The organism is Streptomyces sp. NBC_00057 (assembly GCF_045041165.1).
GTDB lineage: Bacteria > Actinomycetota > Actinomycetes > Streptomycetales > Streptomycetaceae > Streptomyces.
The window spans coordinates 6,838,240-6,861,859 of sequence record NZ_CP108256.1 but is presented as its reverse complement, the minus strand read 5'-3'; the positions used below and the strand labels follow the sequence as shown (position 1 = coordinate 6,861,859).

Annotated in this window: 22 protein-coding genes; 10 read left to right on the top strand and 12 right to left on the bottom strand. The window is 69.3% G+C overall.

Annotated features, from left to right (window positions below; genetic code table 11):
- Positions 1-286: 286 nt before the first annotated feature.
- Complete coding sequence (gene uvrA / locus OG953_RS32295; protein ID WP_405688766.1) at positions 287-3,346, bottom strand: excinuclease ABC subunit UvrA; 3,060 nt, start codon at positions 3,344-3,346, stop codon at positions 287-289.
- A 175-nt stretch (positions 3,347-3,521) separates the two neighbouring features.
- On the opposite strand from uvrA, the gene OG953_RS32290 reads away from it, so the two are divergent.
- The gene (locus OG953_RS32290; protein ID WP_405688765.1) at positions 3,522-4,211 is read left to right on the top strand and encodes a maleylpyruvate isomerase family mycothiol-dependent enzyme; all 690 of its coding nucleotides are present in this window, start codon (positions 3,522-3,524) and stop codon (positions 4,209-4,211) included.
- Positions 4,212-4,221: 10 nt separating this feature from the next.
- The gene (locus tag OG953_RS32285; RefSeq protein WP_405688764.1) at positions 4,222-4,878 is read left to right on the top strand and encodes an MBL fold metallo-hydrolase; all 657 of its coding nucleotides are present in this window, start codon (positions 4,222-4,224) and stop codon (positions 4,876-4,878) included.
- A gap of 123 nt (positions 4,879-5,001) precedes the next feature.
- On the opposite strand, the gene OG953_RS32280 is transcribed toward OG953_RS32285, so the two are convergent.
- From OG953_RS32280 to OG953_RS32260, 5 genes are all read right to left on the bottom strand, one after another.
- A complete protein-coding gene (locus OG953_RS32280) occupies positions 5,002-6,006 on the bottom strand; it encodes a TerC family protein (protein ID WP_405688762.1) in 1,005 nt (334 codons plus the stop codon).
- Positions 6,007-6,270: 264 nt separating this feature from the next.
- Positions 6,271-8,223, bottom strand: a complete 1,953-nt coding sequence (locus OG953_RS32275) for a TerD family protein (RefSeq protein WP_405688761.1) — start codon at positions 8,221-8,223, stop codon at positions 6,271-6,273.
- Between the two features lie 123 nt (positions 8,224-8,346).
- On the bottom strand, positions 8,347-8,925 hold the full coding sequence (locus tag OG953_RS32270) for a TerD family protein (protein ID WP_405688760.1): 579 nt from the start codon (positions 8,923-8,925) through the stop codon (positions 8,347-8,349).
- A 131-nt stretch (positions 8,926-9,056) separates the two neighbouring features.
- Positions 9,057-11,177, bottom strand: coding sequence for an excinuclease ABC subunit UvrB (gene uvrB, locus OG953_RS32265; protein WP_405688759.1), 2,121 nt, complete (start codon positions 11,175-11,177; stop codon positions 9,057-9,059).
- Between the two features lie 62 nt (positions 11,178-11,239).
- Positions 11,240-12,127 (bottom strand): MHYT domain-containing protein, encoded by an 888-nt coding sequence (locus tag OG953_RS32260; RefSeq protein ID WP_405688758.1) that lies wholly within the window; start codon positions 12,125-12,127, stop codon positions 11,240-11,242.
- 215 nt (positions 12,128-12,342) lie between these two features.
- On the opposite strand from OG953_RS32260, the gene OG953_RS32255 reads away from it, so the two are divergent.
- The 3 genes from OG953_RS32255 to OG953_RS32245 all read left to right on the top strand — a co-directional run bounded on the left by OG953_RS32255 (position 12,343) and on the right by OG953_RS32245 (position 15,359).
- The gene (locus tag OG953_RS32255) at positions 12,343-13,293 is read left to right on the top strand and encodes a glycerophosphodiester phosphodiesterase (RefSeq protein ID WP_405688757.1); all 951 of its coding nucleotides are present in this window, start codon (positions 12,343-12,345) and stop codon (positions 13,291-13,293) included.
- A gap of 60 nt (positions 13,294-13,353) precedes the next feature.
- Entirely contained in the window at positions 13,354-13,896 is a 543-nt protein-coding gene (locus OG953_RS32250; RefSeq protein WP_405688756.1) for a methylated-DNA--[protein]-cysteine S-methyltransferase, read from the top strand.
- Between the two features lie 77 nt (positions 13,897-13,973).
- Positions 13,974-15,359, top strand: a complete 1,386-nt coding sequence (locus tag OG953_RS32245; protein WP_405688755.1) for an MFS transporter — start codon at positions 13,974-13,976, stop codon at positions 15,357-15,359.
- 4 nt (positions 15,360-15,363) lie between these two features.
- Here OG953_RS32245 and OG953_RS32240 read toward each other — a convergent pair whose 3' ends face one another.
- The gene (locus tag OG953_RS32240) at positions 15,364-15,726 is read right to left on the bottom strand and encodes a cupin domain-containing protein (protein ID WP_405688754.1); all 363 of its coding nucleotides are present in this window, start codon (positions 15,724-15,726) and stop codon (positions 15,364-15,366) included.
- A 133-nt stretch (positions 15,727-15,859) separates the two neighbouring features.
- Here OG953_RS32240 and OG953_RS32235 point away from each other — a divergent pair, with 133 nt between their 5' ends.
- Positions 15,860-16,843, top strand: a complete 984-nt coding sequence (locus OG953_RS32235) for a pseudouridine-5'-phosphate glycosidase (RefSeq protein WP_405688753.1) — start codon at positions 15,860-15,862, stop codon at positions 16,841-16,843.
- Complete coding sequence (locus OG953_RS32230; RefSeq protein WP_405688751.1) at positions 16,840-17,736, top strand: carbohydrate kinase family protein; 897 nt, start codon at positions 16,840-16,842, stop codon at positions 17,734-17,736. Before OG953_RS32235 ends, OG953_RS32230 begins: the two co-directional genes overlap by 4 nt.
- A gap of 31 nt (positions 17,737-17,767) precedes the next feature.
- Here the strand turns inward: OG953_RS32230 and OG953_RS32225 are convergent, their stop codons facing one another.
- Together OG953_RS32225 and OG953_RS32220 are read right to left on the bottom strand one after the other, a co-directional pair.
- Positions 17,768-18,415, bottom strand: coding sequence for a uridine kinase (locus tag OG953_RS32225; protein ID WP_405688750.1), 648 nt, complete (start codon positions 18,413-18,415; stop codon positions 17,768-17,770).
- 28 nt (positions 18,416-18,443) lie between these two features.
- Complete coding sequence (locus tag OG953_RS32220; protein WP_405688748.1) at positions 18,444-18,953, bottom strand: hypothetical protein; 510 nt, start codon at positions 18,951-18,953, stop codon at positions 18,444-18,446.
- On the opposite strand from OG953_RS32220, the gene OG953_RS32215 reads away from it, so the two are divergent.
- A complete protein-coding gene (locus OG953_RS32215) occupies positions 18,948-19,163 on the top strand; it encodes a nuclear transport factor 2 family protein (protein ID WP_405688747.1) in 216 nt (71 codons plus the stop codon). The two genes, OG953_RS32220 and OG953_RS32215, sit on opposite strands and share 6 nt — an antisense overlap.
- Before the next feature lie 59 nt (positions 19,164-19,222).
- On the opposite strand, the gene OG953_RS32210 is transcribed toward OG953_RS32215, so the two are convergent.
- Entirely contained in the window at positions 19,223-19,720 is a 498-nt protein-coding gene (locus tag OG953_RS32210) for a cupin domain-containing protein (RefSeq protein ID WP_405688746.1), read from the bottom strand.
- Positions 19,721-19,834: 114 nt separating this feature from the next.
- Positions 19,835-20,503 (bottom strand): winged helix-turn-helix transcriptional regulator, encoded by a 669-nt coding sequence (locus tag OG953_RS32205; RefSeq protein WP_405688745.1) that lies wholly within the window; start codon positions 20,501-20,503, stop codon positions 19,835-19,837.
- A gap of 86 nt (positions 20,504-20,589) precedes the next feature.
- Here OG953_RS32205 and OG953_RS32200 point away from each other — a divergent pair, with 86 nt between their 5' ends.
- Positions 20,590-21,801, top strand: a complete 1,212-nt coding sequence (locus tag OG953_RS32200) for a pyridoxal phosphate-dependent aminotransferase (protein ID WP_383967277.1) — start codon at positions 20,590-20,592, stop codon at positions 21,799-21,801.
- Between the two features lie 13 nt (positions 21,802-21,814).
- Positions 21,815-22,432: a C39 family peptidase gene (locus OG953_RS32195; protein WP_405692182.1), complete on the top strand. Its 618-nt coding sequence runs from the start codon at positions 21,815-21,817 to the stop codon at positions 22,430-22,432.
- 434 nt (positions 22,433-22,866) lie between these two features.
- Here OG953_RS32195 and OG953_RS32190 read toward each other — a convergent pair whose 3' ends face one another.
- Entirely contained in the window at positions 22,867-23,598 is a 732-nt protein-coding gene (locus OG953_RS32190) for a hypothetical protein (protein ID WP_405688744.1), read from the bottom strand.
- Positions 23,599-23,620: the final 22 nt, after the last annotated feature.

The window sequence follows — 23,620 nt, the reverse complement described above, 5'->3', positions numbered from 1 at the left end:
CGGTGGCCGGGCCACCCAAGTCCGATTGTCCCTGGTCAGGGGGCCAGGGGCGGTTGGACAGGAGGGGAGGGTGTACGGGCAGGGGCGCGCGGGCGGACCGGTCCGCTCCTGGGACGAGCGGGCGGGCCGGGGTACCTGGGGACGCGCGGGGGGGGGTGGGGGCGGCGCAGGCCTCACCGAGCTCCGATGGGCGCGCAGCCGTAGCGGGGCCTGCGGCGAGGGGCGCGCCGTACCGGCAGAAGCGGCGGCCTCCGATTTCCGGGGCCGCCGCTTCGTCGCGGTACCGTCAGGCCTTGCGCGCGCGGGTCGCCTTCTTCGCCGCGGGCTTCTCCGCCACAGCCGTCTCGGCGGTCCTGGCCGTGGCGGACTTGGCGGCCTGGCCGGCACTCGTCCTGGCCGTGGCCGTCTTCCTGACCGGGGCCGACTTCGCAGCGACTGCCTTCTTCGTGGCCACCTTCCGCACGGGCTTACGTGCCGCAGGCACCGAGGCTTCGCTCACCCGGTCCGGGTCCAGGATGCCCTGGAGGAACTTGCCGGTGTGGCTGGCCGGAACCCCGGCGACCTGCTCCGGAGTTCCCTCGGCGACGACAAGACCGCCCCCGTTGCCCCCTTCGGGGCCCATGTCGATGACCCAGTCCGCGGTCTTGACCACATCGAGGTTGTGCTCGATGACGATCACCGAGTTGCCTTTGTCGACCAGCCCGGAGAGCACCTTGATGAGCTTGCTGATGTCCTCGAAGTGCAGGCCCGTGGTCGGCTCGTCCAGGACGTAGACCGTGCGGCCGGTGGAGCGCTTCTGCAGCTCGCTCGCGAGCTTCACACGCTGTGCCTCGCCGCCGGAGAGCGTCGGCGCGGACTGGCCGAGCCTGACGTATCCGAGGCCGACCTCGTGGAGCGTGCGGAGGTGACGGGCGATCGTCGGGACGGCCTCGAAGAACTCCAGGCCCTCCTCGATCGGCATGTCCAGCACCTCGGCGATGGACTTTCCCTTGTAGTGGACCTCCAGGGTCTCCCGGTTGTAGCGCGCTCCGTGGCAGACCTCGCACGGGACGTACACATCAGGCAGGAAGTTCATCTCGATCTTGATCGTGCCGTCGCCGGAACAGTTCTCGCAGCGGCCGCCCTTGACGTTGAAGGAGAAGCGGCCCGGCAGATAGCCGCGCACCTTCGCCTCCATCGTCTCCGCGAACAGCTTGCGGACATGGTCGAAGACGCCGGTGTACGTGGCCGGGTTCGACCGGGGCGTACGGCCGATGGGTGACTGGTCGACGTGCACCACCTTGTCGACCTGGTCGTCCCCGTCGACCCGGGTGTGGCGGCCGGGCACCGACTTGGCACCGTTCAGCTCGCGTGCCAGGTGGGTGTAGAGGATGTCGTTGACCAGCGTCGACTTTCCGGAGCCCGAGACACCCGTGACGGCCGTGAGCACACCGAGCGGGAAGGAGACGTCGATGTCCTGGAGGTTGTTCTCCCGGGCACCGTGCACCGTGAGCCTGCGTGACGGGTCGACGGGGCGCCGGATGTCGGGCATCGCGATCGACTTCCTGCCGGCCAGATACTGACCGGTGATCGACTCACCGTTGCCCAGCAGCTCCTTGAGCGATCCGGAGTGGACCACCTTGCCGCCGTGCTCACCGGCGCCGGGGCCGATGTCGACGACCCAGTCGGCGACCTTGATGGTGTCCTCGTCGTGCTCGACGACGATGAGCGTGTTGCCCATGTCGCGGAGCCGGACCAGGGTCTCGATCAGCCGGTGGTTGTCCCGCTGGTGCAGACCGATGGACGGCTCGTCCAGCACGTACAGCACGCCGACCAGGCCGGAGCCGATCTGTGTGGCCAGCCGGATGCGCTGGGCCTCGCCGCCGGACAGAGTGCCTGCCGCGCGGTTCAGCGAGAGGTAGTCGAGGCCGACGTCGACCAGGAACCTCAGCCGCTCGTTGACCTCCTTCAGCACCCGTTCGGCGATCTTCTTGTCGCGGGCGTTCAGCTTCATCCGGCCGAGGAATTCGGCGCACTCGCTGATCGACATCGCGGAGACCTCGGCAATGGACTTCTCCATCACCGTGACCGCGAGGACGATCGGCTTGAGCCTGGTGCCCTCGCAGGTCGGGCAGGGCACCTCTCGCATATAGCCCTCGAAGCGCTCCCGGCTGGAGTCGCTCTCGGCCTCGGAGTGCCGCCGCTTGACGAACTGCACCGCGCCCTCGAAGGCGGGGGTGGTGTAGGCGCGCTCGCGGCCGTAGCGGTTGCGGTAGCGGACCTCGGTCTGGATCTTGTGGCCGTGGAGCAGGGCCTTCTTGGCGCGCTGCGGCAGCCCGGCCCACGGGATGTCCGTACGGAATCCGAGGGCTGTGGCGAGCGCGCCGATCAGCCGCCCGAAGTACTCCTTGGTGTGGCCGTGCGACCAGGGGTGGATCGCGCCCTCGTCGAGCGACTTCTCCTCGTCGGGGACGATCAGCTCGGGGTCGACCTCCATCCGCGTACCGATACCCGTGCAGTCGGGGCAGGCGCCGAAGGGCGAGTTGAAGGAGAAAGAGCGCGGCTCCAGCTCCTCGAAAGAGAGGTCGTCGTACGGGCAGTAGAGGTGCTCGGAGTACATCCGCTCACGCTCGGGGTCGTCCTCGGGGAGGTCGACGAAGTCGAGCACGACCATGCCGCCGGAGAGCCCGAGCGCGGTCTCGACCGAGTCGGTCAGCCGGCGCTTGGCGCTGTCCTTCACCGTGAGGCGGTCGATGACCACCTCGATGGTGTGCTTCTCCTGCTTCTTCAGCTTGGGCGGCTCGGAGAGCTGGATGGTCTCGCCGTCGACCCGGGCCCTGCTGTAGCCCTTGGTCTGCAGATCGGCGAAGAGGTCGACGAACTCGCCCTTGCGCTCACGCACCAGCGGCGAGAGCACCTGGAAACGGCTGCCCTCGGGAAGACCGAGCACCTTGTCGACGATGGCCTGCGGCGACTGGCGCGAGATGGGACGGCCGCACTCGGGACAGTGTGGCTTGCCGATCCGGGCGAAGAGCAGCCGGAGGTAGTCGTAGACCTCCGTGATGGTGCCGACCGTCGAGCGCGGGTTGCGCGAGGTCGACTTCTGGTCGATGGAGACGGCTGGCGAGAGGCCCTCGATGAAGTCGACGTCCGGCTTGTCCATCTGGCCGAGGAACTGGCGGGCGTACGAGGAGAGGGACTCCACGTAGCGCCGCTGCCCCTCGGCGAAAATCGTATCGAACGCGAGAGACGACTTGCCCGACCCGGAAAGCCCGGTGAAGACGATGAGGGAGTCGCGCGGGAGGTCGAGCGAGACGTTCTTGAGGTTGTGCTCGCGAGCGCCACGGACGATGAGACGGTCGGCCACGCCGGTCCGCACCTTTCTGGAGAGAAGTGGGGGAACTGAGCCCCTGTCCCAGGGTATGGGGGGCGCCACAGCGATGTACGAAGCTTTCGACTCCGAGCGTATAGCACGCGCATTCGATTTATGGACGGCCACAGACTCCTTCACCCGAATGAGTGGCGAGGCTAGGCTCAGCCTCATGATTGATCATGCGCACGACCTGGACGCCGTACGTGAAGCAACCGATCGGCTGCTCAGCGCCACCGGGAAACTGGACGACGCCTCACTCGCCGAGCCGTCGCGATTGCCGGGCTGGAGCCGCGGCCATGTCGTTGCGCACCTCTCTCGTAACGCCGACGCGCTCGTAAATGTTCTCCAGGGCCGGCCGATGTACGCAGACAGCGAAACCCGCGACCGCGACATCGAGCGCGACGCACCCCGGCCGAAGGCCGAGCAGTTGGCCGACCTGGCAGGCAGCGCGGCCCGCTTCATGGATGCCGCATCGGCCGCGGCGGACTGGTCCCGCACGGTCACGATGCGCAACGGCGTGACGGACTCGGCCTCCCGGATTCCCTTCCGCCGCCGCGTCGAGGTCGAGCTGCACCATGTCGACCTGGGCATCGGCTACGAGCTGGAGGATCTTCCCGAAGAGTTCGTCGACCGGGAGATCGACTTCCTCGCCGAGCGGTTCGGGCAGCATCCGGAGGTCGTGTCCACGGGTGTGGCCGCCGACGACGGCCGATTCTGGACCACGGGCGGCGGCGCGGAAGGCGGCCCTGTCGTGGTCCGCGGCACGGCCCCCGAGCTGCTCGGCTGGCTCTGCGGACGCCGTGACGGGTCGGCACTGACCGTCGAAGGCGGCCCCCTTCCCGTACTGCCCCCGCTATAGGCTGAGACGTATGACGTACAGCGGAGCGGTCAAGGTCGGCGGACGTGCGGATGTACACGAGTTGACGGATCTGATGATCTCCAAGGTCGCCGTCGGCCCGATGAACAACAACGCCTATCTGCTGCGCTGCCGGGCCACCGGCGAGCAGCTCCTGATCGACGCGGCCAACGAGGCCGGGACCCTGCTGCAGCTGATCGGTGACGACGGCATCACCTCCGTCGTCACCACCCATCGGCACGGCGACCACTGGCAGGCACTCGGCGAGGTGGTGGCGGCCACCGGCGCGCGTACGTACGCCGGGCGGTACGACGCCGAGGGCATCCCTGTCCCGACCGATGTCCTGGTCGACGACAACGGCACGATCCAGGTGGGCCGGGTCGCCCTGACCGCCCGTCACCTCGTCGGTCACACCCCGGGCTCCATCGTGCTGATCTACGACGACCCGCACGGCGCCCCGCATCTGTTCACCGGGGACTGCCTCTTCCCGGGCGGGGTCGGTAATACGTACAAGGATCCCGAGGCCTTCGCGAGCCTGCTCCACGATGTGGAGACCAAGCTCTTCGACCAGTTGCCCGACGAGACCTGGGTCTATCCGGGCCACGGCCACGACACCACGCTCGGCGACGAGCGTCCGCAGCTGCCGCAGTGGCGCGCTCGCGGCTGGTAACGGCAGCCGCAGCGGCGCTCTCCACCCGTACAGAAACCGGCCGGGGCGGGCAACGGACAGTTGCTCGCCCCGGCCGGTGCCGGTTGCTGCCCGGCCGGACGGCCGCCAGGCCGTCCGCCGCGGTCAGGCGTCGATGCTGGAACCCTTGTCCGCGGCCTTGACCGCTTCCGCAGCCGCCTCGGCCCGCTCCTGCTTCTTGTTGGCGATGAGACTGGTGATCGTGGTGATCACCAGCACGCCGCAGATGACGCCGAGCGAGACCGGGATGGAGATCTCGGGGACGTGCACCCCGGACTCGTGCAGTGCGTGCAGCACCAGCTTCACGCCGATGAAGCCGAGGATGGCCGACAGTCCGTAACTGAGGTGGACCAGCTTCTTCAGCAGCCCGCCGATCAGGAAGTACAGCTGCCGCAGCCCCATCAGGGCGAAGGCGTTGGCGGTGAAGACGATGTACGGGTCCTGGGTCAGGCCGAAGATCGCGGGGATGGAATCCAGGGCGAACAGCACATCGGTGGTGCCGATGGCGAGCATGACGACCATCAGCGGCGTCAGGACGCGCTTGCCGTTGTTGCGGATGAAGAGCTTGGTGCCGTGGTACCGGTCGGCGACCCCGAAGCGGCGCTCGATCGTCTTGAGGAGTCGGTTCTCCTCGAACTCCTCCTCTTCCTCGTCGGCCCGCGCCTCCTGGATGAGCTTCCAGGCGGTGTAGATCAGGAACGCGCCGAAGATGTAGAAGACCCACGAGAAGTTGGCGATGACGGCGGCACCGGCAGCGATGAAGATTGCTCGCAGCACCAGCGCGATCAGCACACCGACGAGCAGCACCCGTTGCTGGAGGTGGGAAGGGACCGAGAACTTCGCCATGATCAGGACGAAGACGAAGAGGTTGTCGACGCTGAGCGACTTCTCGGTGATGAAGCCGGCGAAGAACTCGCCCGCCGCCTGGCTCTCACCGAAGACCAGCAGGCCGAGTCCGAAGAGCGCGGCCAGCGCGATCCAGATGATCGTCCAGATTCCGGCTTCCTTGGTCGTCACGTCATGGGGTTTGCGCCCGATGAAGAAGTCGACGGCAATAAGGGCTGACAGACCAAGAATGGTCAGCACCCAGAGGGTCCATGAAACGTCCACTGCGCCTCCGGCAGTTCGCTACGGCTACTGATCAGCGTCGTCGCTGCCGGAGGTCTCTTCCACCCGGGCGCACGGGCTGCGCACCACGGGCCGGCGCCCCGGGACCGGTCACAGTCCGTACTGACGGGAACGCCGCGTATGGGAGTACTCCCCTCCGCCCAAAGAACAGTACAGGAAACACCAAGGAAAGGTAAAGAGGAGGGTAAAGATCTCCCAAAAGGGCAGGTCAGGGCTGTTGATACGTAGTCGCTTCCGCTCCAGGGCTCAGGGGTGCCGGGGGCGGCGGGCCGCGGCCACCCTGGCGAGCACCTGCTCAAGGACCCGGCTGCCGGGCGGCATTCTCAGCGGCTCGTACGTCCAGGCGTGGCCCACCCAGGGATCGGCCAGGTGGTCGTCGGCGACCGGCGTGATCCGGAGCAGCGAGCGCCACAGCGGGTCGAGCACCGGCCCGTACGCGCCGGCGTCCTCGCGGTCCGCGACCATCAGCAGATGGACGCCGACCGAGGGCCCCTCGTCTGCGAGGTAGCGCAGCTGGGTGACGGCCCGGTCGTCGAAGCCGTGCGGGAAGTCGTTGACGATCAGCAACTGTTCGCCTGTGTCGAGGTCCGGCGGAAGCGAATCGGCGGCGCCGGCCCGGATCGCCATCTGCACCAGGTCGACGCGCCGGGTCAGCTGCGCGAGGACCGTGGCCACTCCCCCGGCTCCGGCGGCGGGCGGCCCTGCGAGGGCCCCGGATTCGACCAGGGGGGCGAGCGCTCCGGCCGCCGAGCCCGCGGGGTCGATGACATGGACGGAGAACTCGTCGGCCGGGTAGACGGCCAGCAGCCGGGCCGCGTGCGCGACCGCGTTCTCCATGGCCAGGCGGCGCAGTTGGGCGGTGTCCATCAGGGCTGCGGCCTCGGAGGCCGTACGGCCGCTGTCGACCCAGATCCCTCGCTCCAGAGGGAGCCGGACCAGTAGCGGGATTCGCAGGTCGGGGCTCTCGGGCAGATGAAGGTCGCCGATGCGCAGCGCCATGGGGGTCTCCATCGGGACGCGGTAGGCGTGCCAGACGGGGTTGTCCCATCCCGCGTACGCGGCGGGGAGTGCGGGTTCCACGACCGCGGACTCGGCGGCGAGCTGAGCGAGGTCGCGATCGAGGACCTCGCGGGCCCGGGCGGTCAGCTCGTCGCGCTTGGCACGGGCCTGTTCGCGGGCCCGGTCGCCGGCGCCGCCGATCCGGTTGCGCGGGTCGGACAGGGTCCGGTCGAGCTCCTGCTCCATGCGGGACTCTGCGAAGTCGACGGCGCTGCGGTACGCGGCGGTGGTGCGGGCCAAGTCCTCGAACATGCCCCATATCTGGTTGTAGAGGCGCTCCTCCATGGACCAGCCGGTCGCGTCCCCGGCGACGGGCCGGGCGGCGTGGCCCGGCCCGGCGGGCGGGGCGGCGGGAGGGGGCGGCGGGGGTGCGGATGCCTGGCGGCGCGGGTGCGCGTAGTTGACGGGGCCGCCCGTCGTGGCCGCGGACGGTGGGGTGGTGGGCTCAGCGAGCGGCTCGGGGGGCTGGAAGGCCGTCGGCGGTGCGACGGGAGGCCGGTCACCGTCCGAGGACGGTACGGGGCCCGTGCCGTGACCGACCCGGTCACCGTCCGGGGTGCGCGGCGGGGGCGGTGCGACCGAGCGGGCCATCGCGCGGGCGACGGCGTCCTGGATCGAGTGGGCCAGCTCGGCCGCCTGCGTCAGGCCCTGGTCGGCGAGCATGGCGGCGAGGCCGCCCGCGTAGCCCTGACCGACGGCGCGGACCTTCCAGGCGCCCTGGCGGCGGTAGAGCTCCAGGGCGGTGACCGCGGACTCGGTGTCCAGGCCGGTGAGGGTGAAGGTGGCGATCTCGCCGCCTTCGAGCCCGGTGACGGCGACGAACGGTGAGGCGACCGCGCCGAACCGGACCGGTCCGCCGACGCCCGTGGGCAGGGCCAGCAGCACGGTGACCCGGTGCACCGAAGCCGGCAGGGCGTCGAGGTCCACGGCGAGCCGGTGTTCGGCGGCGGCCTGTCCGGACACCTCGAGCCCGGGCAGCTGTGGCGATCCCGGGTGGGCGACCCACTCGGTGCCGTGCACGGTGCCGTCCTCGTCGCCGAGCGTGGCACCGGCCACGACGGGCGTGCCGGCCGATACCCGGATCTCCAGACGGGTCTGGGGCAAGGTGTGGTTCTGCCCCCGGACCAGCTCGGCCGTCATTGCCCTGTCCCCTCGATGACTTGCCGCTGCGTGATGCGGTGCGGCGCGATGTGGTGCAGCTCCCGGCGGCCGATGCCTCCGGGAGCTGCGCGTACCGATATCGACCGGCTGGTCCGGCCGCGCCTACAGGTGCGGCAGGATCGCCGGCATCAGGTCCTGGAAGGTTCGGCCGTTGGCCGGGTTACCGAGGGCGGTCATCTGCCACCCGTTCCCCGAACGGTGCACCTTCGCCATGATCTGGGCCGTGTACTGCCCGCCGCCGTCCAGCGTGTAGCGGGCGAGCTCCTCGCCGTTGGTCTCGTCGACGATGCGACAGAAGGCGTTCTGCACCTCCTGGAACGTCTGGCCGGTGAAGGAGTTCACCGTGAAGACGATCTGGTCGATGTGGACCGGCACCCGCTGCAGATCGACGAGGATCGCCTCGTCGTCGCCGCCCGAACCGGCGCCACCGACCAGGTTGTCCCCGGTGTGCTTGACCGAGCCGTCGTCACTGACGAGGTGACGGAAGAAGACCACGTCGACCGGCTGCTTGTCGGCGAACAGCACCGCCGAAGCGTCGAGGTCGATCTCCCTCGTACGTGAACCGAACAGACCGCGGCGCGGTGCCGCCTGCCAGCCGAGCCCCATCCGTACCGCGGTCAGGGTCCCCCCGTCGCTCTTCTGCAGGCTGATCGCCTGCCCCTTGGTCATATTGACCGTCACGTGCTGTCCCCTCTCCGCTTGCCCCGCAACCGTCCGTGCGCGGTTTTCCAGCACCCTACGCAGTCACACCGAGCGCGTGGCCGCTTGGGGCGTTTTTGTGTCGGTCCTGCAACACACCAGGTGCGACGGGGTCAGGCGAGGCCCGCCTCCCGCATCTGACGCAACTCCTTCTTCAACTCACCGACCTCGTCGCGCAGTCGGGCCGCCACTTCGAACTGCAGGTCAGCGGCGGCTGCCCGCATCCGGTCGGTCATCTCCTCGATGATTCCGGCGAGTTCGGTGGCGGGCCGGTCGGTGACCACCGCGCCGTTGCCCCCGGCCTTCTTGGAGCCTGCCGTCTTGACGCCCAGCGTGGGAACGGGAGCCTTGGCGCCCTTCGCCTGGCGGTAGCCGGTGCCGAGCAGCTGCTCGGTATCGACCTCCTCGCGGGCGATCGTCGCAACGATGTCGTTGATCTTCTTGCGCAGCGGCTGCGGGTCGAGGCCGCGCTCGGTGTTGTAGGCGATCTGCTTCTCGCGACGGCGATTGGTCTCGTCGATGGCCTGCGCCATCGCCGGGGTGATCTTGTCCGCGTACATATGGACCTGCCCCGACACGTTACGGGCGGCGCGCCCGATGGTCTGGATCAGGGACGTCCCCGAGCGCAGGAAGCCCTGCTTGTCCGCGTCGAGGATGGCGACCAGCGACACCTCGGGCAGGTCGAGGCCCTCGCGCAGGAGGTTGATGCCGACCAGTACGTCGTACTCACCGGAGCGCAGCTCGCGCAGCAGCTCGATGCGGCGCAGGGTGTCGACGTCGCTGTGCAGATAGCGGACCTGGATGCCGAGCTCCAGGAAGTAGTCGGTGAGGTCCTCGGCCATCTTCTTGGTGAGGGTGGTGACCAGGACCCGCTCGTCCTTCTCGGCGCGCGTGCGGATCTCGTGCACCAGGTCGTCGATCTGGCCCTCGGTGGGCTTGACGACGACCTCCGGGTCGACGAGGCCGGTGGGGCGGATGATCTGCTCCACGAAGCCGTCGCCCCTGGAGAGCTCGTACTTCCCGGGTGTGGCGGAGAGATAGACGGTCTGGTCGATCCGGCTCAGGAACTCCTCCCACTTCAGCGGGCGGTTGTCGAGCGCGGAGGGGAGCCGGAATCCGTGGTCGACGAGGGTCCGCTTGCGGGAGGCGTCGCCCTCGTACATGGCGCCGATCTGCGGCACGGTGACATGCGACTCGTCGAGGACGAGGAGGAAGTCCTCGGGGAAGTAGTCGAGGAGGGTGTTGGGGGCGGTGCCGGGTGAGCGGTCGTCGAAGTGCATCGAGTAGTTCTCGACGCCGGAGCAGGTGCCGATCTGCCGGAGCATCTCGATGTCGTACGTGGTACGCATCCGCAGCCGCTGGGCCTCCAGCATCTTGCCCTGCTTCTCCAGCTCGGCGAGGCGCTGTTCCAGCTCCTGTTCGATGCCGTTGACCGCCTTCTCCATGCGCTCGGGGCCTGCGACGTAGTGGCTGGCCGGGAAGACGTGGAGGGACTGGTCCTCGCTGATGACCTCGCCGGTGAGCGGGTGGAGGGTGGAGAGCGCCTCGATCTCGTCGCCGAACATCTCGATTCGGACGGCGAGCTCCTCGTAGACCGGGAAGATCTCGATGGTGTCGCCGCGGACGCGGAAGGTGCCGCGGGTGAACGCCAGGTCGTTGCGGCTGTACTGGATCTCGACGAAGCGGCGCAGCAGCTGGTCGCGGTCGATCTCGTCGCCGACCTTGAGCTGGACCATCCGGTCCACGTACTCCTGGGGCGTACCGAGACCGTAGATGCAGGAGACGGAGGCGACCACGACGACATCGCGCCGGGTGAGCAACGAATTCGTCGCGGAGTGGCGCAGCCGCTCGACCTCCTCGTTGATCGAGGAGTCCTTCTCGATGTAGGTGTCCGACTGCGGGACGTACGCCTCGGGCTGGTAGTAGTCGTAGTACGAGACGAAGTACTCGACGGCGTTGTTGGGCAGCAGCTCGCGGAACTCGTTCGCCAGCTGGGCCGCGAGCGTTTTGTTCGGCGCCATCACCAGGGTGGGGCGCTGCAGTTTCTCGATCATCCAGGCGGTGGTCGCCGACTTGCCGGTGCCGGTCGCGCCGAGCAGGACGACATCCTTCTCATCCGCACGGATGCGCCGCTCCAGCTCGGCGATGGCCGCGGGCTGGTCGCCGCTGGGCTGGTAGGGACTGACGACCTCGAAAGGCGCCACCGAACGTTCGATCTTCGAAACGGGCCGCATGCAACCACCGTACGACCCACCGCTGACAACCGGGCCGGGTCAGCCGCAGTGCCGGGCCGAGGTCACCATTCTCCCGGCGGCGCGGGATCGCGCGGCCGCGAGTGGAACGACGCCGGGTCGGCGTGTGTTCCGAACCGCGGGACCTGCCGCTGGGCCGGGATTCCGGGGGGCCGTCCGGCCCCGTTCATGGCCCTGGGGTCGTCCCAGTCCGGGGTGCCCATCACCATCAGGGGGTCGAACATCACGACCACCGCGGCAAGGAGCAGGAAGCAGCCGGGGCCGATCATCAGTGGCAGGAGGGGGGCGGTCCGCCCGTCGGCCGAAGCCGGGTCGACGAGGGCGCCGGGGTGCAGATGGACGCTCAGCGCGGCCATGCCCGTGTAGTGCATGCCGCTCACCGCGACGCCCATCACGACGCTGGCGCCGAGACTGGGCAGGAAGCCATGGATGGAGACGGCCGCCCAGAGTGCGGTCGTGGCGGCCACCACGGCTATGACGACGGAGAGGGCCACAGTGAACGTTTCGTACTCGAACTGTCCCTCAAGACGCATTCCGGCCATGCCCAGGTAGTGCATGGTGGCCACGCCCAGCCCGGTAATGGTGCCGCCCGTCACCATTGCCATACGGGTGGCGCCCCGGTACCCGACGATGAAGATGCCGATGGCGACCATGCCGATCGCGACGGCGAGGCTGGCGAAGGTGATCGGCTTGTCGTAGCCGATGGTCACCCCTTCGACGGAGAAGCCGATCATCGCGATGAAGTGCATCGTCCAGATGCCGGAGCCTATGGAGGTCGCGCCGAGGGCCAGCCAGCCGGCCTTGAAGGAACGCTCGGTGCGCAGCGAACGGGTCGTACAGCGCAGCCCGAGGGCCGCACCGAGGCAGGCCATGAGGAAGGCCACGACGGGCGTCACCGCTCCGTAGCTGAAACCGTCGATCGTGCCCTGCATGCTCGTACGCCCTTCGCGGAAGCCCGGGTTCGGGGGTGACCCTAAGACGCGAGGCCCGGCAGACAAACAGAAGAGCTGCATTTTATAGACATGGAAATCGGCCCGTGACCCGGTCTCAAGAGCGGCGTTCACGTTGTGGCCATCCTTCACCTGTCCCCCGTTCGGCGGCGGCTGCCACTCTCGGCCCGTCCGTAACTCTTACGCAAGGAGTACACGTGTTCGCACGCACCGCAACCGCCGCCGTCGCTGCCGCCGCCCTCATGGGTGCCGGCGCGTTGCTGATGTCGACCACCGATACGCAGACCACGGGCCGGGACACGGCCACGACCGGGCACGCGAACACGGGCACGGGCATCCAGACCGTGAGCGCCCGGACAGCGGACACGAAGCCGGGCGCCCCGGTCGTCTACGCCCACCGGGGCGCTTCGGCCTATGCGCCGGAGAACACCCTGGCCGCCGTCGACAAGGCCGACGCCCTCGGCTTCGACTGGGTGGAGAACGATGTCCAGCTCACCAAGGACGGTGTGCTGGTGGTCATCCACGACACCGGTCTGAAGCGGACCACCGACGTCGAAGAGGTCTTCCCGGATCGTGCGCCGTGGGCGGTCAAGGACTTCACGGCCGCCGAGATCGCCCGGCTGGACGCGGGCAGCTGGTTCGGTCCGCAGTTCGCCGGAACCCGGGTGCCCACCCTCCAGCAGTACCTGGACCGGATCGAGCGCAACCACCAGAAGCTGCTGCTGGAAATCAAAAGCCCGGAGACCTACCCGGGCATCGAGAAGGAGACCCTGCGGGTGCTGCACCAGAAGGGATGGCTCGACCGCAACCACGTCAAGAACCGGCTCGTCATCCAGAGCTTCGGCGCGGACAGCGTGAAGAAGGTGCACCAGCAGCGTCCGGACGTCACGACCGGTTTCCTCGGCACCCCCGCGGTGGCCGATCTGCCCTCGTACGCGGCGTTCACCGACCAGATCAATCCCTCGTACACATCGATCTCCGCCGATTACGTGTCGGCGGTGCACGCGCTGAAGGGCGCACACGGCAAGAAGCTCCGGGTCAACACCTGGACGGTCAACGACGCGGCGACCGCGGCGAAGGTGGCGGGCTTCGGCGTCGACGGAATCATCACCAACACCCCCGATGTGGTGCGCGAGGCCACGGGCTGACACCTCGGCCGCCCCGTCTCCGCGGCCCGTTGTCAGTGGCCGGCCGTACGGTGGTTTCCCATGAACAGCAACGGCGTTGTCGAGTGGGCCGTCGTCGAGAGCGACATCGGCCCGCTGCTGCTCGCCGCGACCGACGCGGGACTGGTGAGCGTGGTCTTCCACGCCCGTCCCGAGGTGCGGGAGAAGGCGGTCGGGCAGTTGCGGTCGCGACTCGGTGCGGAGCCGGTGGAGAGTCCCGGCTCCGCACGGCTCGCCGAGCCGATACGCCAGCTCGCGGCGTATTTCGCGGGCTCGTTGCGGGAGTTCTCGCTCGACCTGGACTGGTCGCTGACCTCCGGCTTCAACCGCCAGGTGCTCCGCAAGCTGGCGGCCGGGGTGCCGTACGGGGCGGTCGTCGGATACGGGGGCCTCGCCGAGCACGTGGGGCAGCCGGGGGCAGCTCAGGCGGTCGGGGCTGCCATGGGGTCCAATCCGCTGCCGGTGGTGGTGCCGTGCCATCGGGTGGTGGAGAGCGACGGCGGACTCGGCGGGTTCGGCGGCGGCCTCGAAACCAAGCGGAAGCTGCTGGCTCTGGAGGGCGTGCTGCCCCAGCCGCTGTTCTGAGTCGGTCGTGGAGACCCGGCTCCCCGCGCCGGGGCACCGGGTCCGTGCCCGGACGGAACCCGGTTTCGTACCTGTGTATGGGCTGGCAGACTGCGCCAGTGACCAACACCCTCGATGCATCTGACACCCCCACCGGGCCCGACCACCCCGCCGGCCGGGTGACGGCGGCCGAGCTGCCCGGGTTGCGGCGCAGAACGTCCGCAGTGCTCATAGCCAGCCAGATACTCGGCGGCCTCGGCGTCCCCATCGGTATCGCCCTGGCCCCAGTCCTGGCCACGGAGGTGAGCGGCTCCGAGGCGCTGTCCGGTCTGGCCCCGACCGCGTCGGTGGCGGGTACCGCGCTGCTCTCGCTGCCGCTGGCCGCGCTGATGACCTCGCGCGGCCGGCGGCCCGGTCTCGTCCTGGCGTATCTGATCGGCGCGCTCGGCGCGGGCCTCGTGGTGCTGGCCACCGTCGTGGAGAGCTTCCCGCTGCTGCTGCTCGGCATGGCCGGGTTCGGTGCCGGTTCCTCGGCCAATCTGCAGGCCCGGTTCGCCGCCGCGGATCTGGTCGAGCCCGACCGGCGCGGCCGGGCGATCTCCACCGTCATCTGGGCCACGACGATCGGTTCGGTTCTGGGGCCGAACATCGCGGCCCCGGTGGGGCATGTCTTCCGCGGCACCGCGATATCGGAGAAGGCGGGCCCGTTCTTCTTCGCGGCCGGGATCTTCCTGCTGGCCGCCGTGGTGGTCGGGGTGCTGCTGCGGCCGGACCCGCTGCTCACCGCACGGGCGCTGGCGGCGCAGGACAACGAGTCCCCCGCAGGCCGTTCGCTGCGTGCCGGTGTCGCGGCGGTCCGGGCGTCCCCGATGGCGCGACTGGCACTGGTGACGGTGGCCGTCTCGCACACCGCGATGGTCTCGATCATGGTGATGACCCCGGTCGATCTGGGCCATCACGGCGCCGGACTCCAGCTGATCGGCCTGGTCATCAGCGGCCACATCGCGGGTATGTACGCGTTCTCCCCCGTGATGGGCTGGCTGTCGGACCGGTTCGGCCGGCTCGCCGTGATCGGTCTGGCGGTCGGGCTGCTCTCCTGCGCCGCACTACTGGCCGGCACCGCGGGCCCCAGCCATGGTCAGACGGCGGCAGGGCTGTTCATGCTCGGGCTCGGCTGGTCGGCCGGGCTGGTCGCCGGTTCGGCGCTGCTCACCGACTCCGTACCGCAGCCCGCCCGCGCCGCCGTGCAGGGTCTGTCGGACCTGACCATGAACACGGCGGCGGGCATCGGCGGTGCGATCGCCGGAGTGATCGTCGCCCGGGCGAGCTACGGCTGGCTGAACGCGATCGGAGCATGTCTGCTGCTGCCGATGGCGGCGCTGGCACTGCGCCGGGCGCTCGCCCGGCCGGCCGCGCCTGTCGCGCCCACCTCACCCGACGCAGCTGGCACACCTGCATCCACGGCACCCACGTCCGACCTCTGAGGTTTCAGAGGCTGATGTGGTAGGCCTTGCGCAACGTCTCGTGCACGGTCCACGTCGTTCGGTCGCCCTCGCGCAGCACGCAGGCGTCACCCGGCCCGACCTCCAGCGTCGCCCCGTCCTCGACCACCACGGTCGCGCGTCCGCTGACGACCACGAACAGCTCGTTGGCCTCCGTGTCGGTGACCACGCCCGGCGTGATCTGCCAGATCCCGCGCAGCTGCTTGCCGTCGGGTGACTCCCAGAGCACCTTGCCGGTCACCACGGGCTCGCCCGAGACGATCTGTGCGGGGTCGAGCAGTTCCGGTTCGAGCTCGGCATCCGGAATGTGTACGGCGAACGAGGCGGGAGCTTGATCAAGTGTGGTCATGGCCGGTCACCCTAGCGACCGCTTCGGGGCGACTCGACACCAGGACCGGGAAAACATGCGGAGGGGACGGGTGATTCAGCCGGTGTCCCGGCCGCACGTTTGAGGTCGATGCGCCTGCGACAGGGATGTGGACATGTCACTGAATGCGTCGCACAGCGCACACTCACACACCCCCGCCTTCTCCACCGAGGTACAGGCGGCCCTCGCCACGCACCACCCAGTCGTGGCTCTGGAGTCGACGATCATCGCCCACGGTCTGCCACGCCCCCGCAATCTGCAGGTCGCCGAGGAACTCGAAGGGCTCGTACGTTCCGCGGGTGCCGCGCCCGCCACGATCGCCGTACTGGACGGACGGGCCCACATCGGTCTGGACAAGGCACAGTTGGAGCGGGTCGCCGCGGACCCGGCGATGCGGAAGCTGGGACACCGGGACCTCGCACCGGCCCTGGCGACGGGCGCGAGCGGTGCGACGACCGTGTCCGCGACGGCGTTCCTGGCCGCACACGCGGGCCTGCGCGTCTTCGCGACCGGCGGCCTCGGCGGCGTACACCGGGAGTGGACCCGGACCCAGGACGAGTCCGCGGACCTCCGGCTCCTCGCCCGGACCGGCATCACCGTGGTGTGCGCGGGGGTGAAGTCGATCCTGGACGTCCCCGCCACGCTGCAGCGCCTGGAGACGCTCGGCGTCGGAGTGCTCGGTTACGGCACCGACCGCTTCCCCGGCTTCTACCTGAACAGCTCGGGCGAACCGGTCGACTGGACAGTGCGGACGCCCGAGGAGGTCGCGGAGGTGATGCGGGCCCAGGACGCGCTCGGAGATCCCGGTTCCGCGCTGATCGTCGCCAACCCCGTCTCCGTGGAGGACCAGTTGGATCCCGCACTCCACGACCGCGTGCTGGCCGAGGCCCTTGCCGCATGCCGGGAGCGCGGCATCGTGGGCCAGGCCGTCACACCGTTCCTGCTGGACCGGCTGATGCGGGGCACCGGGGGCGCTTCGCTGGAAGCCAATCTGGCGGCCGTACGCGGAAACGTATCGCTTGCCGCGCGAATCTCCGGCGCATGGGCCGCCGCCGCACAGGACACAGCAGTGCACCCGAACCCGGCGGCCGGCCGATGACCGACGGCGGCCTTCTCGTCGTCGGTGACGTGGTCACGGATGTCGTGGCCCGGCACGGAACGGCGCTGATCCACGGCACGGACACCTCGGCCCGGATCCGCACCGTCCCCGGTGGTGCGGGCGCCAACGTCGCCTGCTGGGCGGCACGTTCGGGCTGTCGCGACGTACGGCTGCTGGCCCGGGTCGGCGCCGACAGTGCGGCCTGGCACCGGGACGCGCTGCAGCGGGCAGGAGTACGTTGCCTGCTGGCCGTGGACGACGACGTACCGACCGCTACCGTCGTCGCCCTCGTCGATTCCGCCGCCGAGCGCACCTTCCTCACCGACAGCGGTGCCGTGCTCCGCCTCTCCCCCGACGACTGGTCACCGTCGATGCTCGACGACATCGCCCATCTCCATCTCTCCGGGTACCTTCTCTTCGCGGCGACGAGCCGGGCGACGGCCCTGCTCGCTCTGCGGGAGGCCCGGCGACGGCGGATCCCGGTGAGCGTCGACCCGGCTTCGGCCGGCTTTCTCACCGAGCTGGGCGTCGACCGGTTCCTGACAGCCGTGGAGGGCACGGATCTGCTGCTGCCCAATGCGGACGAGGCCCGGCTGCTCACCGGACTTCCCGAACCGGCGGACTCCGCAGCCAAGTTGAGCCTTCAGGTACCCCGGGTGGTCGTCACGCTCGGCGAGGGCGGAGCTCTGCTGGCCGTCGCGGGTGCGGTGACCCGGCACATCCCGGCGGTCCAGGTGCGGGGTGCCGTGGACTCGACGGGCGCAGGCGATGCGTTCACCGGCGGCTTCCTCGCGGCGCACCTGTCGGGGGCGAACGACGCCTCGGCCGTGGAAGCAGGCTGCCGGTCGGGGGCGGAAGCGGTCACCACCGTGGGGGGCCGCCCCGGTCCATGACACACCCGGCTCCATGAATCAGCCCGGCCTGCTACCTGCCTTGTCCCCAACCGGTCCAGGCGGGGTGCAGCGGATCGTCGGCCCGTACGACCGCATCCGCGCGGTCGCCGGGCGCCACCTCGTCCTCGTACCGCGCGAAAGCGGGCAGGGTCCAACGCTCGCTCTCCTCGGTACGCCGCCGCAGTGCGCCCGGCGACAACCGCAGATGGACACTCAGGTCGAACGGGAACCAGTGCCCCAGCAGCAATGGGCCGTACACCACCAGCACACCGCCTTCGGGAAGGAGTTGATACGGACTTCGAGTGGCCCGGTCCGTCACCGGATCCCAGAGATCTGGCAGCACCCGCCCGCTCCCGCCCGCCTCCAGCGGCCCGAACACCTCGCGCCACAGCGCGCTCGTGTCGAACCAGCTGTCGTAGTACGAGTCGGGGTCCTCCTTGCCGTACTCGTACCGAAGACTTGCCGGCCGCAGGAATCCCTCGGTGGACACGACGAGCACCGCACGCCCGCGGACCCGCAGCGCCTGTGCGACTCGCCCGGCCAACTCCCCGGTACGGGCCGCCGGCGCACCGTCGACGGCGACCTTCAGCCAGGGGCCGGCGTCGGCCGGCTTCAGACCGTCGGCGTGCACGGCGAAGGCTTCGGCCAGCCGCTCCCAGGTGATCGCTTCACATCGCACGCACCCATCATCACCCCGGCCTCGTGCGTCAACGTCGGCCGTCCCGCCGGCGAGGTTCTTCCTCGTCGGTCCCCGCCAGGTGGTTCCCGGCCAGGCGCACCACGGGGTCGGCGAGCGGACGCAATCCCGGTTCTCGGTCTGCGGCCGCGTCTGCGAGGCGGCCGATGTCGGCGAGCCACTGTCCTGTGACGCCGTCCGGCGCGCCGATGCGCCGGAAGCCGCGCTCCAGCAACCCCTGGGCGGCCTGCGGCTGCCCGCGCAGTACGGCGTTTGTCGCGGCGACCGCATGGGCCAGGGCGCTCGCGGGCCGCGACCAGTCGTCACCGCGCGCCGCAGGGTTGTCCTGGTCGCGGTCGGCCAGGTGGGCGACCGATGACGCCCCGATCGCCAGGTCCACGCGCCAGAGGAGCGGAAGCCCCTGGAACGCGGCGAAGAGCAGACGCCGCTTGCGGGAGTTCTGCAGCTCGGGGTCCGTACGCAGGGAGTCGAGGGGCCGGACCGCTTCGAGCACGTCCCGGGCGGCGGCGGCACGGTGCACGGCAGGGACGCGCTGCGGGCGTACTGGGCGGCGGCCCTGGAGCGCATCCCCGAGCTGAAGTTCGAGGTGGTGGACGTCCGGGTGAGTATCCATGCCCTGGTGATCGACTACCTCAACCAGATCGGCGGCCGCGTGAACGAGGTACTGATCTTCCGCGACGGCCTGGTGATCTCCGGCTTCGGGGCATACGGGGAGACGCTCGCCGACTGACGGCCGGTGCCGACGGCGGACGAGACGCTCGCCGGCCGACGGCGGACGAGCGTCGTTCGCTACTTCCTCGCGTCGCAGTCCACCGCGTCGGCGTCGTCGGAGAGCGCACTGCCCTCCGGCAGCAGATAGGTCACCCAGAGCACGACGGGCTCGGTCCCCAGGTTGCGTCCGATGTGGCGGTGAGCGGATCCGGACGGCTCGATGAAGGACGAGCCCGCGGGCGTCACCTCGACCGAGCAGTCGTCCAGAGTGCGCGTCAGCGTCCCGGACTTGACGACGGCGATCAGCTGACCGCTATGGGTGTGCCAGCCGGTGGAGCCGCCCGGCTCGACGGTGATGGTCCGGAAGGTCACATCGGTGCGGCCGTTCGGGGTCTTCACCTTCAGCTTTCCCACCGATGTGCCCTTCGCGACCACCGTGCCGCTCACACCGCTGCCGGGTGTGGCGACGGCCGCCGACGGTACGAAGCCGAGCGCGGCCACGCAGCCGCCTATGACCAGGGCCTTGGCGAGTCGCCCCTGCCGTACCCGGCTCCCCTGCTGTCTGCCGACCTTCACGTGCGACTCCTCTGCCTCAGCGTCCCGGAAGCGTCCTGGACATCCTGAAACGGACATCCCAAATGCCCCCACGCTACCCGTGAGTTGAGCCTCGGAACCCTCCCGGTCCGGCGGTCACTCGCCGCGAAGTTCGGCGGCGAGCGGCCCGTCGCCCGACACCTCGATACGTCCGTCCTTGACGGCCTCGGCGAACGTCAGCCCACCCTGCCCGAGCGCCAGGCAGACCTCGACGTCGAGCGCGATACAGGCATCGGCCCGAGCCGCAGGACCATCCCCGTACACAGCCGCACCGGCCATCGCGCCACCGGCGCGCACATGGAACACACCCTCGTCCAGATGGACTTCGACGACTCCCGCATGTGTCAGCCCGTCCAGCGAGCGCAGCAGCGGAAGTGCGAACCAGTGTGCCCGTACCGCATCGGTGGGCCGCCGCTCAGTGAGCGCGGGCGCACCCCACTCGGCGAGCGCGGCAAGTACGGGCAGCAGCCCGTGGCCGCGCTCCGTCAGTTCGTACACCGAGGCCGCGGCGGGCGGCGGAAGCCGGCGGCGGGTGACCAGGCCGCCCTGTTCCATGTCCTTGAGCCGGGAGGCCAGGACATCCGTACTGACGCCGGGCAGGTCGGCGTGGAGGTCGGTGTAGCGGCGGGGGCCCGCCAGCAGTTCACGGACGATCAGCAGGGTCCACCGGTCGCCCACGGAATCGAGGGAGCGCGCGGTGGCGCAGAACTGGTCGTAACTCCGGCGGCGAGCCGAGCGTGTTGCGGACTGTTGCTGACGTGGCATGCGACGCAGTCTAGACATGTTGTTGGACTTTCCAAGCCCTAGCTTGGTAAAACCAAGTATCGCAATCAGGTCGGGGAGGCCACCGCATGGAATTCCGGCAGTCCAGCAAGCTCGACGAGGTCTGTTACGAGATCCGGGGCCCGGTCATCGAGCACGCCAACGCCCTGGAGGAGGCGGGTCACAGCGTGCTCCGCCTCAACACGGGCAATCCCGCGCTCTTCGGTTTCGAGGCGCCGGAGGAGATCGTCCAGGACATGATCCGGATGCTTCCGCAGGCCCACGGCTACAGCGATTCGCGCGGCATCCTGTCCGCCCGCCGGGCGGTGGCACAGCGCTACCAGGCCATGGGTCTGACGGATGTCGGGGTCGATGACATCTTCCTCGGCAACGGCGTCTCCGAGCTGATCTCCATGGCCGTCCAGGCGTTGCTGGAGGACGGTGACGAGGTGCTGATCCCGTCCCCCGACTATCCGCTGTGGACCGCGGTGGTGACCCTCGCGGGCGGCAAGGCCGTGCACTACACCTGCGACGAGGCCTCGGACTGGAACCCGGACCTCGCGGACATGGCGTCGAAGATCACCGACCGGACCAAGGCCGTCGTGATCATCAACCCGAACAACCCGACCGGCGCCGTCTATCCGCGCGAGGTCCTCGAAGGCATCCTCGATCTGGCGCGCAGGCACGGCCTGATGGTCCTCGCCGACGAGATCTACGACCAGATCCTCTACGACGACGCCGAGCACCACAGCGTGGCGGTCCTCGCTCCCGACCTGGTCTGCCTCACCTTCAGCGGCCTGTCGAAGACGTACCGGGTGGCGGGGTTCCGCTCCGGCTGGATGGTGGTCTCCGGCCCGCAGCAGCACGCCCGCAACTATCTGGAGGGGCTGACCACTCTCGCCTCGATGCGCCTGTGCCCCAACGCGCCCGCGCAGTACGCCATCCAGGCGGCGCTCGGTGGCCGGCAGTCCATCCGGGAGCTGGTCGCGCCCGGCGGCAGGCTGTACGAGCAGCGCAACCGGGCCTGGGAGAAGCTGAACGAGATTCCCGGCGTGTCGTGCGTGAAGCCGAAAGGCGCGCTGTACGCGTTCCCGCGCATCGACCCGAAGGTGCATCCGATCGTCGACGACGAGAAGTTCGTCCTGGATCTGCTGCTGCGGGAGAAGATCCAGGTCGTGCAGGGCACCGGCTTCAACTGGCCGCGGCCCGACCACTTCCGGATCCTGACACTCCCGTACGCTGACGATCTCGACGCGGCGATCAGCCGCATCGGCCGCTTCCTGACCGGATACCGCCAGTGATCGGATGCCCCTGGTGACCTGCCCCGCCTGCCGCGTTCCCGTCCTCACCCAGTTCGCCTCGTTCGAGCTTGTCGGCCCGATCGTGGAGGGCGGACTCGATCCGGCCGCCGACCCGGCCTGGGCGGAGTCGGGCGCGGCATCACCGGCCGAGTATGCGCGCTGGGCAGGTCATCTGTGCGGTATGACCTGCCTGCGCATGGCGCTCGGCGCCGGGGCCCCGCCCCTGTTCACGCTGCGCGACGGTGCGCTCAAGTACGGCGCGTACACGGAGGATGCGGAGGGGGTGATCCGGGGCCTGATCTACGCCCCCTTCGCACAGTACGTACAGCAGGCGCACGGCCTCGACGCCACGGTCCACCGCCATCTCTCGTCGCAGGAGATCCTCGGTCTTCTCGACGGCGGCCGGACGGTCATGGCCTCGGTGCACTACGGCATCCGCCATCCGCAACGGCCCGCTCCGGGGCGGGGCGGGCATCTGGTGCTGCTGACGTCCCGTACGGCCGACGGCACCGGCGTCCACTTCCACAACCCGTCCGGTACGACGGCCACAACCCGTGCCGCGGAGCTTCCGCTGCCCGACTTCGAGCGCTTCTTCGCGGGACGCGGGGTGTCACTGCCTGCGGGCGCGTGACGAACGTCCCGGGAAACGGGAGCGGGCCCGGGGGCGTAGCCGGCCCCCGAGCCCTGAAGATGCCACCCATTCGGCACGCCGACACTTTTAAGGACCCGTGTCAGGTTTATGTCGTCGCGTCCTGCCTTTAGACGACCGCAGATCGAAGCTCTGCGGGCCGGAGTCGAACCGGCATCTCGACGCCCATGGGCACGGGCCCGATTGATTCGGCGATCGGTGGCGAATGCTGAGTCTGGAGCAAGAGTCTGAGATTGATCGCGGTCTGCCTCTGCCAGTTGGGCTACCCCGGCCCGTCCGTGTGCGCAGAACGCACAGAATGCCGGGAGGAGGACTCGAACCTCCACTGGAACCGCGTCGTCACGACAAGCTTCAGTTTCAGCTTGCGCTCCTCGCGCACCCCGGCCGTAGTGGACGGCCGGGGAATCCATGGTCGGTCACCCGAAGAGGTAACCGAATATCGCATCACCCACCCGCTGGTCGGTGACGTCCACGCCGTTGGCTTCCTCGCGGGCGAACTTCACGGCCTGCTGAAGCTTCTCGACCCGGTCCAGCAGTTCGTTGACGCGGCGTGCGGGAAGGGCTCCGGAGAACTTCACGGTCGTCCAGTACCCGATCGGGATGTCCTCGTAGTACACCTCGACCTGCGCCGGGTGCTTGTCGGTGGCCTCCGCCTTCACGTGGTTGCGGGGCACCTTCTTCGTACGAAGAGTCCTCACCGGCTCGGTCTTCCACGAGTCCGTCGACGGGTCCTGGGTCCAGGCCTCGGAGGTGTCGAGCACCGGAAGCTTGCGAACAAAGGTGTTGATGTCCGTCAGCTGCTTCTCCAGGAAGAGCAGATACGACACCGGCACCTCGCTCACGAGCACCCGGCCGTCGACCTTCACATCCGCGCGGGCCGAACAGTTCGCCCAGTCCTTCGTGGCGGTCACATCGAAGAGCCGGGTCAGGGTCGTCGCGGTCTCCCGCAGCACGTCCTCGGCCTTGATCTGCACCAGGGTCGACTCGGGCGGCAACTGCTCGCCCTCTTCGTCCTTCGGCTGATACGTCCGGGAGATCCCGGCCAGCAGACCGGTCTTCTGAAGGCCGTGATGCGCCGCCGTCAGGTCCTGGTGAGCCTTGGACTTGACGCCCTTCTCCACTGCGATGATCTGATTGAGTTTCGCCACATCGAGGAAGCTAGCAGCGCCA

Coding starts and splice junctions, on each gene's coding strand:
- OG953_RS32290 (WP_405688765.1), top strand. CDS start 3,522: ATGATTGATCATGCGCACGACCTGGACGCCGTACGTGAAGCAACCGAT.
- OG953_RS32285 (WP_405688764.1), top strand. CDS start 4,222: ATGACGTACAGCGGAGCGGTCAAGGTCGGCGGACGTGCGGATGTACAC.
- OG953_RS32275 (WP_405688761.1), bottom strand. CDS start 8,223: ATGACGGCCGAGCTGGTCCGGGGGCAGAACCACACCTTGCCCCAGACC.
- uvrB (WP_405688759.1), bottom strand. CDS start 11,177: ATGCGGCCCGTTTCGAAGATCGAACGTTCGGTGGCGCCTTTCGAGGTC.
- OG953_RS32260 (WP_405688758.1), bottom strand. CDS start 12,127: ATGCAGGGCACGATCGACGGTTTCAGCTACGGAGCGGTGACGCCCGTC.
- OG953_RS32250 (WP_405688756.1), top strand. CDS start 13,354: ATGAACAGCAACGGCGTTGTCGAGTGGGCCGTCGTCGAGAGCGACATC.
- OG953_RS32245 (WP_405688755.1), top strand. CDS start 13,974: ATGGGCTGGCAGACTGCGCCAGTGACCAACACCCTCGATGCATCTGAC.
- OG953_RS32240 (WP_405688754.1), bottom strand. CDS start 15,726: ATGACCACACTTGATCAAGCTCCCGCCTCGTTCGCCGTACACATTCCG.
- OG953_RS32235 (WP_405688753.1), top strand. CDS start 15,860: ATGTCACTGAATGCGTCGCACAGCGCACACTCACACACCCCCGCCTTC.
- OG953_RS32230 (WP_405688751.1), top strand. CDS start 16,840: ATGACCGACGGCGGCCTTCTCGTCGTCGGTGACGTGGTCACGGATGTC.
- OG953_RS32205 (WP_405688745.1), bottom strand. CDS start 20,503: ATGCCACGTCAGCAACAGTCCGCAACACGCTCGGCTCGCCGCCGGAGT.
- OG953_RS32200 (WP_383967277.1), top strand. CDS start 20,590: ATGGAATTCCGGCAGTCCAGCAAGCTCGACGAGGTCTGTTACGAGATC.